This window comes from Marinomonas sp. FW-1, from assembly GCF_005222245.1.
GTDB lineage: Bacteria > Pseudomonadota > Gammaproteobacteria > Pseudomonadales > Marinomonadaceae > Marinomonas > Marinomonas alcarazii.
Genome location: NZ_CP025987.1, coordinates 208,029 through 224,867, shown reverse-complemented (window position 1 = coordinate 224,867; position 16,839 = coordinate 208,029). Strand labels below are relative to the sequence as shown.

General features: G+C 47.0%; 14 protein-coding genes. 10 read left to right on the top strand and 4 right to left on the bottom strand.

Features of this window, described 5'->3' with window-relative positions; all coding sequences use genetic code 11:
- Nucleotides 1–53 precede the first annotated feature (53 nt).
- On the top strand, nt 54–914 hold the full coding sequence (locus C1X04_RS00975; protein WP_137168935.1) for a DUF6624 domain-containing protein: 861 nt from the start codon (nt 54–56) through the stop codon (nt 912–914).
- 102 nt (nt 915–1,016) lie between these two features.
- On the opposite strand, the gene C1X04_RS00970 is transcribed toward C1X04_RS00975, so the two are convergent.
- Together C1X04_RS00970 and C1X04_RS00965 are read right to left on the bottom strand one after the other, a co-directional pair.
- Nucleotides 1,017–1,952, bottom strand: a complete 936-nt coding sequence (locus C1X04_RS00970) for an NYN domain-containing protein (protein ID WP_137168934.1) — start codon at nt 1,950–1,952, stop codon at nt 1,017–1,019.
- A 332-nt stretch (nt 1,953–2,284) separates the two neighbouring features.
- Complete coding sequence (locus tag C1X04_RS00965; protein WP_137168933.1) at nt 2,285–3,145, bottom strand: DMT family transporter; 861 nt, start codon at nt 3,143–3,145, stop codon at nt 2,285–2,287.
- Between the two features lie 129 nt (nt 3,146–3,274).
- On the opposite strand from C1X04_RS00965, the gene C1X04_RS00960 reads away from it, so the two are divergent.
- From C1X04_RS00960 to C1X04_RS00945, 4 genes are all read left to right on the top strand, one after another.
- The gene (locus C1X04_RS00960; RefSeq protein WP_137168932.1) at nt 3,275–4,663 is read left to right on the top strand and encodes a PLP-dependent aminotransferase family protein; all 1,389 of its coding nucleotides are present in this window, start codon (nt 3,275–3,277) and stop codon (nt 4,661–4,663) included.
- A gap of 176 nt (nt 4,664–4,839) precedes the next feature.
- Nucleotides 4,840–5,436 (top strand): hypothetical protein, encoded by a 597-nt coding sequence (locus C1X04_RS00955; protein ID WP_137168931.1) that lies wholly within the window; start codon nt 4,840–4,842, stop codon nt 5,434–5,436.
- Nucleotides 5,437–5,491: 55 nt separating this feature from the next.
- Nucleotides 5,492–5,647 carry a DUF2256 domain-containing protein gene (locus C1X04_RS00950; protein WP_137168930.1) on the top strand — a complete coding sequence of 52 codons (156 nt, stop codon included), beginning with the start codon at nt 5,492–5,494 and terminating at the stop codon, nt 5,645–5,647.
- Nucleotides 5,648–5,843: 196 nt separating this feature from the next.
- The gene (locus C1X04_RS00945) at nt 5,844–6,227 is read left to right on the top strand and encodes an STAS/SEC14 domain-containing protein (protein WP_137168929.1); all 384 of its coding nucleotides are present in this window, start codon (nt 5,844–5,846) and stop codon (nt 6,225–6,227) included.
- A gap of 30 nt (nt 6,228–6,257) precedes the next feature.
- On the opposite strand, the gene C1X04_RS00940 is transcribed toward C1X04_RS00945, so the two are convergent.
- Nucleotides 6,258–6,980: a metal-dependent hydrolase gene (locus tag C1X04_RS00940; RefSeq protein ID WP_137168928.1), complete on the bottom strand. Its 723-nt coding sequence runs from the start codon at nt 6,978–6,980 to the stop codon at nt 6,258–6,260.
- Between the two features lie 268 nt (nt 6,981–7,248).
- Here C1X04_RS00940 and mtgA point away from each other — a divergent pair, with 268 nt between their 5' ends.
- The 4 genes from mtgA (at nt 7,249) to C1X04_RS00920 (ending at nt 14,550) form a co-directional block, all read left to right on the top strand.
- Complete coding sequence (gene mtgA, locus C1X04_RS00935; RefSeq protein ID WP_137168927.1) at nt 7,249–7,926, top strand: monofunctional biosynthetic peptidoglycan transglycosylase; 678 nt, start codon at nt 7,249–7,251, stop codon at nt 7,924–7,926.
- 375 nt (nt 7,927–8,301) lie between these two features.
- The gene (locus tag C1X04_RS00930) at nt 8,302–11,277 is read left to right on the top strand and encodes an NAD(P)-dependent oxidoreductase (protein ID WP_137168926.1); all 2,976 of its coding nucleotides are present in this window, start codon (nt 8,302–8,304) and stop codon (nt 11,275–11,277) included.
- A gap of 107 nt (nt 11,278–11,384) precedes the next feature.
- Nucleotides 11,385–12,515 carry a glycerate kinase gene (locus C1X04_RS00925; protein ID WP_137168925.1) on the top strand — a complete coding sequence of 377 codons (1,131 nt, stop codon included), beginning with the start codon at nt 11,385–11,387 and terminating at the stop codon, nt 12,513–12,515.
- 106 nt (nt 12,516–12,621) lie between these two features.
- Complete coding sequence (locus tag C1X04_RS00920; protein ID WP_137168924.1) at nt 12,622–14,550, top strand: radical SAM protein; 1,929 nt, start codon at nt 12,622–12,624, stop codon at nt 14,548–14,550.
- A 43-nt stretch (nt 14,551–14,593) separates the two neighbouring features.
- On the opposite strand, the gene C1X04_RS00915 is transcribed toward C1X04_RS00920, so the two are convergent.
- Complete coding sequence (locus C1X04_RS00915; RefSeq protein ID WP_110574526.1) at nt 14,594–15,805, bottom strand: nitrate/nitrite transporter; 1,212 nt, start codon at nt 15,803–15,805, stop codon at nt 14,594–14,596.
- A 133-nt stretch (nt 15,806–15,938) separates the two neighbouring features.
- On the opposite strand from C1X04_RS00915, the gene C1X04_RS00910 reads away from it, so the two are divergent.
- Nucleotides 15,939–16,808, top strand: a complete 870-nt coding sequence (locus C1X04_RS00910) for a LysR substrate-binding domain-containing protein (RefSeq protein ID WP_137168923.1) — start codon at nt 15,939–15,941, stop codon at nt 16,806–16,808.
- Nucleotides 16,809–16,839 lie beyond the last annotated feature (31 nt).

The window sequence follows — 16,839 nt, the reverse complement described above, 5'->3', positions numbered from 1 at the left end:
TTTAGCTTTCTGTGCTTTCGCGAGTTAAGTGCAACCTATGTAGGAGAGCTTAAATGAAAACCTTGCCAAATAATCCCAGCATTGAATATCTCCATCGTGCCGCACGTGCTTTGCGATCTAAACATCGCGCAGGCGATCCAAGTGTCGTCGAGCTGATCAGTCATTTCGATACTTCTTTTCAAGATTTGCAACCTGAGCAAGTCTTAGCGCAACCTTTTTCTATTCTAGATGCACAGAGAGTCACGGCCCGACAGTATGGCTTTGCCAGTTGGCGCCGCTTGAAGTTATTCATTCAAAAATCCACTCAACCAAGTGCCGACTATGACCCAGCTCTAGCTGAGCAGTTAACTCGACGCAATGCTATGCGTATCGCTATGATGCGCCGTTATTCACCTAAAAAAGCTGGTTGGTTCGACCACTTAGATGATTTTAATGAAGAGTCCGTCGAGATGCTCGAAGCGATCTATGACAAATACGGATGGGTCGGCCCTCAAATCGTTGGACGAGAAGGAATGGAGGCGTGTTACTGGTTAGGTATTAACTGCTTGAAGAACAGTCAATTTCAGTATCAAAGTGCTGAATTAATGCGTGAGGCTTTGCCTTTAGGCGAGTGCTATGGAGGGTATTACGCAGTCTCGATTGATCGTTGGTTAACGCTCTCTTATCAACCATCCATCTTTGGCGCATTCAATGACTTCAATGAGCGCAGTGATCGGGTGGAATACAGCGACAATGTCGTTGACCCAAAGAACCTAAACAAGAGACGCGCGCAATTCGGTTTGATGAATTTAAACAAAGCCAATGAAGAATGGGCTGATATGATTCGTCAGCGTAAAGCTTACCGATACACCAAAGATGAGTGGCAGGCACTAATGCGCAAATGGGCATTAGAAGGCGGCTATATTGCTGCGTAGCAGCCATTAGCCTATGTGCACCACTGCAGTCAGATAACCTTTCATCTGACTGCAATTCTTCGAAAATTGGGCCAGATGAAAAATTAATCGGATCGGAATACATCAACTTCGTTGTTTGTAGTCTGCATAGGCTTGCGCATGTTGATGGATGATTTCTAATGCAATTTCATCATCCATAAGTTCGGCTGGAATACCTTCAATATATTCCAGCCCATCGGCTGGATGTAATGGTCGCTCTAGCCATTTCCACGCTTTTGGCACACTACCTTCAACGCCTTTCTGGCTAAGGGTATTCAGAACCTCTTGAACTTTTTCTGGATACTTAAACCAACTAACAGGCTTTATGGCAGATTTCGCCCCAGCAACGCGACACGGTAGCTGTGAGGTTTGCAATTCTTCTTCATGTATATACTTGATCGTCCAATCCGCAAAATCTTTTAAAGACTTATTTCCTTGTCTTTCTGAGTCGCCCTTTCTCATTGGAATAATTAAGCCTATTTTGACGGGAGAGCGTTGTTTCAAGGCATTATGAGACTGAATTTTTTGTAATGCAGGAATGATATCGGTATCGTTGGTCACAAAAACAATGTGCTCAAGTGTTAAGTCTGTCACTGCATCATAGACTGCTTCCAAAGCCACATTAACATCGCTTTGCTTCTCTTCCATTTTCCATATTTTCACCCGCTCAGAAAACTTAGGCTCTTTTTCTTTGCCTCTTTCATCTCGCTCAACTTTTGGAAATTTGGTTTTATCAATTGAGTAGTTGCCCTTTATGGTCTGCAATCTACCTTGGCGGTGATTATGCAAAGCAAGATGGTAAGCGCGTTGGTCATTCAAAGAGCTGCTATCCGATGCTGCACGTTCAGATATTTCAGCCGTGAAGAACTTCACTGCTAGCTGGTCGAGAGTAGATTCGGGTGCACCAGAACGCACCAATAAGGTTTCAACAAGCGAAACTGGGTCAAGCCATTTATAAGATGTACCTTTTAAACAGCCATAATAGAAGTTGTAGCCATCGATGTAGACTCTCGTATTCATGCTAGATATAGGCTTTTTGGAAAATCTTAATGATTGATAAGCTTTACACAAAAGCTCAAAGAAGAAGCGAGACATGAATTTCCATATCCATATTTGTTAATGGCCTTCCGAGGCCTAGATGTGAAAAAACCGGCACTAGGCCGGCTTCATCGTCCAACTCCAGGGGTCTGTATGTCGCCACGCGTGGAAGAAGGATAAGTTGTTTTCAGAATATAACCAAATAAGATTAATATATCAATATTTACATATTTTTTATTCTGAGAAACAGCCAACATAATTGGGCCAGATCCCTTAAACACCTAAGGGATCTGGCCCCTTTTATTATGTGCCCATTAACAAAATTTCTTCGTTCCCACCACGCACAAAACGGCTGCCAGTGTCACCCACAGCATGGTTAAACTGATGCTTTCTTGTAGTAGCCAAGCCGCCAGTAAAAATCCTATAAATGGTTGAATTAATTGCAACTGGCTCACCGCCGCAATGCCGCCTAGCGCCAGCCCTCTATACCAGAAGATAAAGCCAAACAGCATGCTAAAAAGAGAGACATAGCCAAGCCCCAGCCATGCCGATGTCGTCACCGAAGCAAATGAGCTGGGCCATAACACATACAGCAAGGGCAGCATCACGGGCAAAGACACGACTAAAGACCAGCAGATCACCTGCCATCCACCCAATACTCGTGACAAGCGTGCGCCTTCCGCATACCCCATGCCGCAGGCAACAATCGCCGCCAGCATCAAACTATCCCCGATTAATGAAACTTCACCCACACCCAGGGCTGCATAGCCCATCACTAAGGCTGCGCCCACCAATGAAAAGAGCCAAAACGGCCAACTGGGTCGCTCACCACCTCTTAGCACGGCAAACAGCGCAGTACAGATAGGAAGCACGCCCACAAACACCACACAATGCGCTGAGGTGACATATTGCAGTGCCAACGCCGTCAGCAAAGGAAAGCCGACCACGACGCCCATTGCACTCAATAAGAGGGTGACAATTTGTGAGGCATTAGGGCGTGGTTGTTTGAGTAGCAGTAAAAACAATAAACCTAATATTCCAGCAATCGAAGCGCGAGCCACCGTCAAGAAAGTAGGATCAAAGCCTTGCAGCGCGATGCGTGTTGCCGGTAGCGAGCCAGCAAAAGTCACCACACCCACGAAGCCACTAAGCCAACCTTGTGTTGCCTGTTTCATATCATTCTCCCTAAAAACAATAGCGCTATAAAACCGAAAAAAGGGTGATAAGAGGAGATACAAACCGACACAATTTAAAAAAACTGTTATGGTTATATTGGCAATACAGTTTGAAAATAGAGGAAGAGTATGGCTCGTGCAGGCACATTAATTGAATCGGTCATGAAGGATATTGAGTCAAAAATCGCGTCGCGGGCCTATTTGCCTAATACGCGTTTACCTTCCGTTCGTGCACAGGCGAAAGCCATGCAGGTTTCGATCTCTACCGTGGTCGAAGCTTACGATCGCCTCGTAGCAGAAGGTTGTATTGTGTCTCGTCCCGGAGCAGGCTTTTATACTTCCGGCCCTATTGCGCCCTTAAACCTCACTCATATTGGCCCTAAAGTAGCGCGGGAGATCGACCCGTTATGGGTCTCACGAGAATCGTTGGAATCAACAGCTGGTTCACTTATGCCGGGCTGTGGCTGGCTTCCCTCTGAATGGTTCTATCAATCAGGTATAAAGCGCGCGCTGCGAAACCTTGCCAGAACTCATTCCTTAGATTTAACTGAATACGCGCCTCCGAAAGGCTCCCAAGCGTTTCGTCATTTTTTACAACGTCGGATGTTGAGCCATAATATTGAGGTCACTGCTGAACAGATTATGCTCACTGAGTCTGGGACTCACGCCATTGATTTAATTGGTCGCTTTCTGCTGTCACCAGGCGATACCGTGCTGGTCGACGATCCCTGCTACTTTAATTTTCACGCTTTATTAAAAGCACATAGAGTCAAGATTATTGGAATTCCCTATACGCCCACAGGGCCTGACTTAGAGCGTTTCGCGCAAGCAATAAAAGACTATAACCCTAGGCTTTATCTCACCAACTCAGGTGTCCATAACCCCACTGGGGCTCATTTAGCGCCACATGTTGCCCATAAATTACTCACACTAGCCCAATCATCCGAACTGGTTATTGTTGAAGATGATATTTTTGCCGACTTGGAAACCACTCGCTCACCCCGTTTAGCGGCCTTGGATGGTTTAGATCAAGTCATTGAAATTGGGAGTTTTTCCAAAACAGTATCGGCTTCAGTACGCTGCGGTTACATTGCCACAAAGCAAGATTGGATAGAGCAACTGGTGGACTTAAAAATCGCCACATCATTCAGTGGCAATCGCCTCGACAGTGAAATCGTTTTACAAACACTGACAGACAGTGGCTATCGTAAGCACATGGAAAAACTTCATCACTGGCTTGCTAAACAACGACAAAGCACAACGAAGAAGCTGATCAACTTAGGTATTCAGCCTTGGATTCAACCGAAAGACGGTATGTTTTTATGGTGCCAATTACCCACAGGTAAAAACGCCACTCAACTAGCCCGTGACTGTCTGAGTAAAGGAGTCGTGCTCGCCCCCGGCAATGTTTTTAGCCAGTCTCTTAATGCCCATGACTATCTTCGTTTCAATGTGGCGCAATGTACGGATGAGAAAATTTTTGAGGTATTGGCTTGGGCTTTAGACCAGCAGATATAAAAAACGTTTACCTCTGGCCGCCTTGTAGATTTTGGAACAATTAAAGTCGATTGAAAATGATACCATCCACACAAACCGACCTATTTTGGTGCAAATTTGACGCATTTTGTTCGCCTGTTTCATGATGAAGTCGGTAGAATCAAGTTCTACCATGATGGATGTAGCAGGAGCGGCAGATGGATTTTAATATAAAGCTTATTTTTAGCAGCATTGCGATTGCATTGGCTGTGGCTGGTTTTGTGCCTTACATTGCGTTGATTTTGCGTGGCAAGGTGAAGCCTCATGTGTTTTCGTGGGTGATTTGGGGTATTACCACGACCATCGTATTTTTTGCTCAGCTAGAAGCCGAGGGCGGCGTAGGAGCATGGCCCATTGGGTTATCTGGGTTTATTACGATTTTCATTGCCTTCTTAGCCTATATAAAACGCGGTGATGCCACTATTACAAAGCTGGATTGGGGCTTTTTGATCGTTGCGTTGGCCTCTTTGCCGTTGTGGTATCTCACCAATGATCCTTTGTGGACGGTGCTGATTCTAACCACGATCGATATGATAGGTTTTGGGCCGACCTTTCGGAAAGCTTACCATCGTCCATTTGAAGACAGCCGTGTGTTCTTCATTATCATGATTTTACGAAATGCCTGTTCCGTTGTGGCGCTCGAAGCCTATTCGGTGACAACTGTGCTGTTTCCATTCTGTTTGGCTGTCGGCTTTTTGATTTTGCTGATTATCCTACAGCTGCGTCGCAGCGCATTGGCTCATCAAGCAGCCTAATACGCTCGCTCATATTGGTTGATCCTAAATCATAGCGGCTTACGTATAGAGAATTATGGCTCACAAGAAACCACATTTACCCGAGAAGATTTGTCCAATCTGCCAGCGCCCTTTTTCGTGGCGTAAAAAATGGCAACGCGATTGGTCAGAGGTGAAATATTGTTCTGAGCGTTGCAAACGCCAAGGCAAAAAGCCGTCTGTCTTGGCGTGATACAGCCAAGAACAAAACTCGATTATGGGTCTTCTTGTAGAGATTCACCCTTTTTCTATTATCTTTGCTGACATTTCTAGCAAAAAGCGCAAACAACAGGCTGCTTGCTGACAATCTATGCTGAGTTAATCAACTTTCCTACTGGCAATTTTGTTCTAAAGTAACACCATCGATAAGCGCTTTTTAGGAGCTGGTTATGTCTAATTACACAAATGGTGTTTCGCTGAATGCAAAGCGCTTTAACGACAAATTGTTACTGAATATGAAAACGTCAGGCCACCCAAGTGATCTGGACTTTGAAAGCATCACGCCCAAAATAGAAGCGGCGCTGTACACTATCCATTCGCCTTATGCGGGTTTGTTAGTCGATATTAGTGAGTTTAAAGGCTGGAGCATGAAAAGTGCTTGGTCGGAGTTTTTATTAAGCCAGCGACTTGGCGGTGAATTTAATCGGATTGCCATTTATGGAAAGAATCGCTGGCAGAACCGATTTATTCGTGTCATTAGCTGGTTTATTTCTGCGGACATTAAGGTGTTTAAGCGTAAGAAAGAAGCGACAGACTGGGTTATGTCTTCATAAGCCAGTCTTGATCCGATGCCCATTTATCCCCTAACCCCAAAGCTGACGTAATTCGTTTAGCTCTTGTGTAAACCAGTCTGATAACTGTACGTTATCCGGCCACCAAGCAAAGGCGGTTAGCCAAGCCTCTGCACTTGGGCTTAGCCAATAACCCACAACACAGCCAAGCACCAACACCAGCGACGCCAGCGGCTCGCCCCAGTCGGTGAGCTTCATCGCAGTACCAAACGAGCGTTTGATGCGCATGCCAGACAATTCAATGCTGTATAGCTCATCCAATATGAGATGGATGGTCGCCCCAAGGAAGATAAAACCACCAATGCCCCAAGCGGTTTTTGCCTCAAGAGCGAACAGGTGATGCATTATGGGTACGGAAAGAATGGCAAACATCACATTGGCTAAAAGGCTGTGGAGCGTACCACGGTGCACGGTGAATTGTTCAAACACCCAGCGAACCGGAAAACGCACTACTAAATAGCTAACGATCGCTAAGGCGAGCACTTGCCAATGCAGCAATTTATCTATTCCAAATGCAATCGCCAGTCCACCAGCCAAGGCACCAAAAAGCCGAAAAATCAGACGAATAGCGGCAGAGTCATCAGCATCAATATCAGGTAATAACCCACCCAGCGTTCCAGCCAAGGCATAAAAAATGGCTTCGTTCATATTAGCCACCCCAGCAATAAAGGTACTTGCTGCCAATGGTGTACTGAGTATGGCGGCCACAGTCACGTGGGTTTTAAAATCGGCCATGTAATCTTGCCCTTATCGCTATGTTATTAAGTAAGCTGTTGTTTTATATATAATTAAAATTGGTAAGCGGATATTACAGGAATCGCACAACAGGATTAAAGGCAATCTCACGTAAAGGAATAATAAACTTCCAAGACGGCCAATTGCTTATTCGTGCTTTTAATAGCGGAACCCTTGATCAGATTTACAGGAGACAGTGGCCGTTTTTGTTTATACTTACATAAATCACGAGCTAGCAAGCCTCGTTAAACCGATTAAGAGACAATGAATGGCAAAGCGTAAACAAGGTATTTTAAGCAGGGTTTGGTTTGTTGCATGGCGTTTTTTACTGTTGCTGGTTTTCGTTTTATTGCTGTTTCGCTTTGTGCCACTACCGACAACGGCGTTTATGCTGCAAAGCCCTTATCCAGTCACTCAAGATTGGATCAGCATTGATAAGCTACCGCCTTACATGCCGCTCGCCGTGGTTGCTTCGGAAGACCAACGCTTTCCCAATCACTTTGGGGTTGATTTTACCGCGATAAGTAAAGCGCTTGACCAATACGATGATGGACAAGGGCTTCGTGGTGCCAGCACGATTACCCAGCAAACCGCAAAAAACCTTTTCCTTTGGTCTGGTCGAAGTTTTATTCGTAAAGGACTGGAAGCAGGCATTGCCGTTAGCCTTGAAGCACTGTGGGGCAAAAAACGCATTCTTGAGGCGTATTTAAATATCGCCGAATTTGGGCAAGGCATTTATGGCGTCGAAGCCGCAAGCCAACATTATTTTGGTCGCTCTGCGAGCAAGCTTACGATGAACCAAGCCGCGCGTTTGGCTGTTATGCTGCCCAGTCCACGTACTCGAAACCCTAACGAGTTAACCTATTATCTTCGTCAACGAGTGGCTTGGGTTGAACAGCAAATGCAGCAACTCGGACCAGACTATTTGACGACTATTCTGAAGTAGTCTGCAAAGCTCGTTCGTCATCGGTCTGCTACGAGCTTTGCGTCAATTTCTCCCTTCCCTTAGCGCCATCACCTGCGCTTTTTCACTTTTTAGTCGATTTATCACGCCCATATGTAGGAGACACGCATTATTTTGGCGTTTTCAGAACACTTTCATGTCGTTGAACAAGATTACACTGCTGCACTAGCACAACGTAATAAAGATTCTCATTAATCGTTTTGTGTTTAAAAAATAAAACCATGCTCTGTTTGGGTACTGCCTATAGGTAAAGATTCTGACCTATAGAGAAAGGACAGGGACTCTTCTCTGCCTGGTCTTAGAACAGCCATTAAAGCCAGAGCGAACGTATAAACTATCTTGCAGGTAATGAAAACGATGACTTCAATTGAGCAACTTAAAGCCGCTCGCGCGAGTGCGCTTTCTCTGACACAAAATGGCGCTCCTAAGGCTACTAGCAACCAGTTCTTCGGCGTCGGTCCGATTACAGACATGACATTAAACGAAGTAGATGCTCGTCAACTTCGTTTTGAATTTGATGCTTGGATAGAAGAAAACTACCCAAAACTAGACGACAAAGGCAATCGCATTGGTAGCTTCACGACAGCTGAAATCGGTCGTGGTATGCACCGTGGCTACCCTGCAGACAAAGTCCTAAACGACATGATGCGTGAAATTCACCGCTACTTTGGTTTTCCTAAAGCCAACTGTATGGCGGTTGGTCTTGGTGGTGGTCACAGTGGCTTTACCGCAGCCGCACTGCATTTAATGACTGCAAACGATGCCTCTCAAATTGTGTACGTTGATACGCCTAAGCCCGAATCGGCTGAAGGCAAGGCGGGCGGTTTCTTCCGTCAATCTTGGGGGACTCAGCTAACAGAATTACAGCGTTATGCAACGAACGGTGACGAAAACCGCATTATCTTTGCAGAGGGCGAAGGCGCGATTCCAAGCGCAGATTTCCTAATCGAAAAAGGCGTTAAATTATTTTTCGGGGTGGGCCATGAAACCACTGGCGCGACCACTTACACAGAGCAAGAAATTACCAATCTATTGGCTTGGATTGACGCTAACCCAGAAGAACACCACGCCGTAATCGATGCAACGTCCCTACTTGGTGCTATGCCTTGGGCGAAAGAATTGGTGGATGGCGTACTAACAAAATGCAACCTATTCATGCCGTTCCAAAAAGCCATCGGCGGTATTTCTGGTTACTTCATTGTTTCTTTGACGAAACCGGCTTTGGCACTGATCAATGCCAACCAAAAAGCCCCTTCTTGGGCGATTCCTCGTCAACTTAAAATTGCCGTGCCACGTGATGCAAAAGAGCCACTAACCAGCGAGAAAACCACTGATCTTGGCCCAATCTACGATGCAGAAAAAGACCAGATGCTGGGCGGTATTATCAATACATTCAGTACCTTAGCATTTGCAGAAACCACCTTTGCCATCCTTCGTAACGAACGCATGATAGGTGATGTTTACCAGCTTAACGCTCGCTCTGCAGCAAACCGCCAGGCTGTAGACAGCTGGATAGCAAGCAGCGACTTGTTCAAGCTGGGTGTATCTAATGCAGACTCTCGTGGTGCAGCCGTAACGCTATTAAAAGTCACGGATAATGACATCACTGATGCCGACGTTCACGCTCGCATCATTGCTAAATCTAAGCAAATGCTCGGCTACGAGGGCATCACTCACACTGACGGCGCACACGAGAAAGGTTTAGACGTTGCGCGTTACGTGAACGCCTTCCCTGGCACGCCAGGCGACTACCGTGCATGGATCGGTGGTATCCGTCCGGCACAAGACATCACAGCGTTACTAGAAAATATTCAGTACTGTTACCTGCGTGCGAAAAACGCGGTTCTTGAAGAATTACTCGCTGAGCAAGGCGAATCTTTCGAAAGCGCTGTGGCGACAAAAGCCGAAGGCGATGTACGAGTAGACGACGCAAATCGTGCTTACAAAGTTCTGATCGCCGACCTTGTTGGCATGGTCTTCGATGCTGACGGCAACGCAGATTGCACTGAAGTTGCGGCTTACATCAAGTCTCAAGGCGGTGAGTTCCATTTCGGCTCTGTTGCTGACGCTGGCGACCTAGCGAAAGGCAAAGTGCACTTTTTCTATCAACCAAGCCTAAGCCGTGAAGACGAGTTACTTGCAGAAACGGGCGAAGGTCAATACGACGCGGTTATCGCGGCAGCCACATTCTTCCCAGCTGAATCTAAATTCTCACTTGGCGGTGTCCGTATTGGTGCCGGTACAGGCAACATGGGTTCTGCAAGCTGGGGCGGCGGTAACGGTGAAGGTGGTGTCGCACCACTGATGAACACGCCAAGCTTCAACTCTCGCGCTACGGCACAAGCGGCAATGAAAGCGCTGCTTAAAGTACTGCCAGATCTACAAGTTTCTGCTATGCACGATCGCGTTGTGGCTGGTGACTTCGACACAGGTAAGAACCTTGCTGAGTTCCCAACGACTAAGCTTGAAGGCAAGAAACTTGCCGTTGTGGGTTATGGCAACATAGGTCGTGAAGTCGCGAAACTCGGTGCCGCATTCGGCATGAAGGTATCTGTCTACGCGCGCCCAGCTCACCAAAAATGGATCGAGTCAGAAGGCTTTACTTACGCTTCTAGCATCGTTGAAGCAGCACAAGACGCTGACGTTCTTAGCCCACACACTGGTCTAGGTGCATTTAATGCCGATACAGGCAAGTTTGCTAACTCAGACATCATCAATGCAGACGTTTTCTCTGCAATGAAACAAGGTGCGGTACTGGTTAACTACGACCGCGGTGAAGTGGTTGATATCGAAGCGTTAGACGCCGCGCTAGCAAGCGGTCAAATCCGTTACGCAGCAATCGATGCGGATCTATTCAAAGATCCAGAAACTGGTGAATTATCTGGTCCAATGGTTCCATACCGTAACATCTACGAAAAACACGTTGGCAAAATGGAGCTTCTACCACATGCGGCGGCAGACACTGAGCACGTTTCTCGGGTCGAAGGTGCCAAACAAGCCGTGGATCAAATCCTAAGTGTGATCCAATACGGTAAAGTGATTAACCTAAAAGGCGATTTACCTGAAGGTTTCACTAACGGTGGCGCGAAGACAGTTAACGGCGTGGGTAAGGTAAATACGAGTTCTGTTAAGGCGCTATCTGCCGAGCAAATCAAGCAACTAGCTGACAGCGCGACGCAGATTGCGGCATACTGGGGAGCAATCAACGCAACCGAAGATACAGACAAACGCGCAGCACTTATTGCTGAATACTCGCAGATGATGGTATTGAACTCGAATATCTACACGACCTTACTTGCTCAAAATGGCCTTCAAGGACCACTTGGCAATTAAGTCATACTGTCGTTAGACATTCCATAAACCGCATCAAGGTCGTGATTCTGTCCTGTTGATGCGGTTTTTTTGTTTTACGCCTACAAGGCAAGTAAGGGAGAACTGGTTTGCACTCAGACGATAAAAACTCTGCCGTCACTATTTATAACGCCGCGATTGATGCTGTTGCTGGATACAATGCGACTTACCGTGCAGTCGCTGCTTTTGAAGACTTTCAGCCAGATCAAATCATCGCTGTCGGTAAAGCGGCCAGCGGCATGTGCGCCGGCGCGTTAGCGGCTCTTGATAACGACTGCCCAGCCTTGTTGGTGACAAAATACGATCACACAGACCAAACCATGTGGGACGCCCACAACGTCACCGTGATCGAATCCGCACACCCAGTGCCGGATCAGAACTCATTGGATGCGGGTCAAACAATGCTTTCCACTGTCTCGCAAATGCCATCCGGTAGTCGGCTATTGCTGCTCGTTTCTGGAGGTGCATCAGCGTTATCTGAAGCCTTACCCGATGACGTATCACTGGCTGACTGGCAACAGCTTACGGATCAAATGCTGGCGGCTGGTTACAATATCGGCCAAATCAATACCCGCCGCAAAGAAACCTCTCTTCTGAAAGATGGCAAATTGTTAGCAGGGTTTAAAGGCGCAGACGTTCGAGTCTTGGCTATCTCTGACGTGGAAGGCGATGACATTAGCGTTATCGGCTCAGGTACAGGGTCGATTAAACGTTGTCCATCACCCGCCAGTGTTGCCTTAATCGGAACCAACCAAGTTGCCCGAGAAGCAGCGGCCAACAAAGCAATCGAGCTTGGTTATCGCGTTATCGAAAATACAGAAAACCTGTATGACGATGTTGAAATACTGTCTTCTTATATTGGTCAGCAACTGCTGAATGCTGAGCCGGGTGTATACATCTTTGGTGGCGAGCCAACGGTTAAACTGCCAGAAAACCCAGGCAATGGTGGCCGTAACCAAGCACTGGCGCTCGGCATTGCAGAACATATCGCTGGTCGCGATGATATCTTAGTTCTGGTTGCTGGCACGGATGGCAGCGATGGTCCAACCGATGCCGCTGGCGGTATCGTAGACGGTTCAACGGCGAAAGATATGCACGCTGTTCGCGATGCCTTGAAACGTGCAGACGCAGGAACTTACTTGCGCGAACAGGAGGCCATCTTTATTACAGGCCCCACCAATACCAATGTCATGGACGTATTAATTGCCATTATTCGCTAGCTTTCTCTAATATAAACCGTCACCAGCCCCGAATTTACGGGGCTTTTCTTTAGGTCATTTGCTAGAATCCGCCTATTCCGATTAGGTTTTACTGTAAAGGCAAGCTATGACCGTTCTTCTAATGACCCCACCCATGACGCAACTGAATACGCCCTACCCAGCGACGGCGTATCTGACAGGCTTTCTGCGCTCTCGGGGTTATGAGGCGGAACAAAGAGATCCTGCTATCGAGTTATTTCTTGAGATGATGACAGCCCCTGCGCTGGATATTATCCGCCAACACGTAGAAGATAACTTCGAGTCCTTTGAAGACGACGAACTACCCGATGCCATTTTTACCTTTCTAGCAGAGTTTGATCGTTATCGTCTTTGCGTTGAGCCCGTGATTCGCTTTTTACAAGGCAAAGATTCCAGCCTTGCTTTACGCATTACTTCACGCCGTTTCCTACCCGAAGGCCCAGCATTCGATGCCATTGCCCAAATGGAAGCCGTATCAGGTGATATTCTGAAAACGGCTTTCGGTCAGCTTGGTGTGCAAGACAAAGCAAAGTATTTAGCGACTTTGTTTATTAATGATTTGTCTGCGGTGATTACCCAAGGCGTCGACCCGTATTTTGAAGTCAGTCGCTATGGCGAACGTCTCGCCGCAGCGAACCCAAGCTTTGATGATCTCTACAACACTCTGATGGGCGAGCCTAGCTTTAGTTCTGAGATTCTAGAACAGTTAGTCGAGCAATATCTGGAAGAGACCCAACCCAGCGTTGTCGCTTTAACCGTGCCGTTCCCAGGCAATATGTTAGGCGCTCTGCGTATCGCGCAAACCTGTAAAGACATTAATCCCGATTTGCCTGTGGTGCTTGGCGGTGGCTTTATCAACACAGAGCTACGTGCACTAAAAGACCCTCGCGTATTCGAGTTTGTGGACTTTATTTGTCTGGACGATGGCGAACGCCCGTTTATGACGCTGTTGGAATTCTTTGATGGCCAGCGTGAAATAGACGAGTTAGTACGTACTTACTTCCTCGCAGAAGACGAAAATGGCGAGCCATTCGTTCACTATAACGAAAACGCGGAACTGCACGATATTCCTCAAACCGATGTCGGCACGCCAATTTACGATGGTCTGCCATTAAGCGAATACTTGTCCTTATGTGAAATGCTCAACCCAATGCATCGCATTTGGAGCGATGGCCGCTGGAACAAGCTGACCATTGCCCACGGCTGTTACTGGCGAAAATGCAGCTTTTGCGATGTGACACTGGATTATATCGATCGTTACGATGCAGCGGGGGCGGATATCTTGGTGGATCGGATTGAAGAACTGATTGCCGAAACCGGACAAACAGGCTTCCATTTTGTCGATGAAGCCGCACCCCCAAAAGCCTTGTTTGCCTTAGCAAGACGCCTAATCGAACGCGGCGTGGTGATCAGTTGGTGGGGCAATATTCGTTTTGAAAAAACCTTCACGCCAGAGCGTTGCCAGCTTTTAGCAGATTCTGGCTGTATCGCCGTCAGCGGTGGTCTTGAGGTCGCATCCGATCGATTACTCAAACTGATGAAAAAAGGGGTCAGCGTCGAGCAAGTAGCGCGCGTCACTAAAGCCTTCAGCGATGCAGACATTCTGGTTCACTCTTACTTGATGTATGGCTTCCCAACCCAAACCGAGCAAGAAACCATTGATGCGCTGGAAATGGTGCGTCAGATGATGGCGCACGGCTGTTTTCAGTCGGCTTTTTGGCACCGCTTCGCGGCTACCGCCCACAGCCCAATTGGTATTAATCCAGACGAATACGGCATTACCTTGGCAGAACGACCTGATATTTTATTCGCCGAAAACGATGTGGATTTTACCGACCCAACGGGAACCGATCATGACATGCTAGGCGACGGACTGCGTAAAGCGCTCTACAACTACATGCACGGCATCGGTTTTGATCAACCAATGTCGTTCTGGTTTGATAAACCAGTAAAGCCGACATTGGTAAAGCCGAATTTGATCTCCAACGCCTTGAACAACTTGATCGCCAGCCATTAAAGCTGGCGATCATTTACAGATAATTCCGCTCTAGTTGCGAGCCTCAAACACCAGGCTGTAAGAAGCTATCAGAGCGAGGCTTATTGGATTGACGTTCATGCAAGAAGATATACATTGCCAATACAAACAGCACGACACTCAGTCCGCAGATCAGCAAATACACATTAGCTAAACTGCCCGTTGTGTCATAAATCATCCCTGCCAACACGTTCCCCAAGGCGCCACCAAGCCCAAACGTCACCATGCCAATACCATTGATCTGCATGGTCGCTTTGGAAGAGTATTGTTTGCTTATCCAGCCAGCAATAATGCCCCAAATAGGAAAATACATCATGCCGTAGCCAAAGCCTGCAAGCATAACGAACTGCTCAGGACGATAAGTGAAAGCCAATAATCCTAAAGCAAACACACCGAAAATAACCAAAAGCGTGACACTATGGCCTTTCTTATCCGCCAGCTTGCCAACAAAGAAACCCGCAATCATGCCCGTTAACCCGATGATACCCCAAGTGTAACCACCTAATGCTGGCGGTAGTGATAACTCGGCCAGATAGGTATTCAGCCAGGTGGTAAATGTCATGGTTGACGCGCCAACCAGTAACAATATGAAGCAAGCAAGAAAAGCGGTGCGTTCACGCAATACGGTTTTAAACAACTGTCGTGTGCCCATGGCAAAAGTAACATCAATGTCTTGATCTTGTACTTCAGCGCGGACACTTTTAAGCAAACTAAGCGTCGCGAATAACGTCACCAATCCAAGTACGGATGCAGCCATCCAACCACTGCGCCAACCCAAGAGTGGGACAATCAGTAAAATGATCAAACCGTTGACGCTATAACCCCAAGCGGTGCCACTTGATGCAATAGACAGGTTGGTTGCTGTTCTGTCTGGGCGACCATAGCGAGTAACCAGTTCTACAATCGATCCCCAACTAATTGCGGCACTCGCCGCCATCACGGTGAGAACAACAATCATGACAGTCGTATTATCCAGCCACGCCATGGTAAACAGCAAAGAGGTGGTCAGACTACCTGTGATCAGTAACAAGCGCCCCGAATCCAAACGTGGGCCAATCACACCCAATAACATGGCACCAACAAGATAGGACACCTGTGTTAGCGCCCCCGCTAAAGCGAGATGCCAGCTGGTGATATCAAGTGAGTTTTGCATGGTGGGGACTAATGCCGCAAACAAGAAAATACCAAAACCGTGACTGATAACCTGATTAAAGCCGAATGTTATTGGAATACGCATCACAAACCCCTTGCTTCAATACCTTTGAAAGGCATGTACGAAAAACGATCAATGTCGCCATATTAGGAGCTTGCTTTTATTCGGTAAATCGATAAATATTCATATCTACGTTCAACTAAATTGAAAACTAAAAATGCGTGATTTACCGATAAATTTACTTCGCACTTTCATGGTCGTGGCTGAAACGCTAAACCTGACTGAGGCTGCCAAACAACTGCACAAGGCGCCATCCACAATCAGTATGCAGCTTAACCGCTTGGAAGATTTAATCGCTAATCCACTAATGGAACGTGGCCAACATGGTGTGCGATTAACCGCTGTTGGAGAACAACTAAAAACGCATGCTCAGCAGCTTTTGAATCTTCACGATCAAATTGTGGGCTCGTTTCAGAATATGGACATCAGTGGTGTGGTTCGGCTAGGAACGCATGATCAATACGCCAGCCGCACACTTGCTCCACTTTTACAGGACTTTATTCTGAGCTACCCAGAAGCGGAGCTAGAAGCCGTTTGTGATTATCGACCAGATTATTTGCTCGATCTTTTGGACAAAGGCAAGCTGGATATTGCTTTAGTTGAAATGCTGGCTGACACCGAAGGCGGCGTTCGCTTACGCCGTGATGAATTGGTGTGGATTGGCCCAAAAAATCATTTTGTGCATACCCAGAGCGTACTGCCTTTGGTGGTATTTGCAGAGGGGTGTAAACATCGTCAATTCGCCTGTGAAGCACTCGACAGGGCAAATATTCCTTATCGCATCGCGTTCACCAGCCAAAGCCGTTCTGGCGTCCTAGCTGCGGTGCGTGCTGGCGTTGGGATTGGGATTGTTCCTTACCATACTTTAGAAGAGGATTTGGCTATTTATCAGGACTTGCCTACTCTTCCTGATATGGAAGTAACCTTGTTCACATCGCCAAAAGCCAATGAGGCAACGCGACGTTTAGAAAAAATCATGGTCGAAAATGCGATTTTTAATCCACTAATGGTCGGTGTCAAATACTAAGACGATGTTGCCAAATGTCTGTCTTTTATAG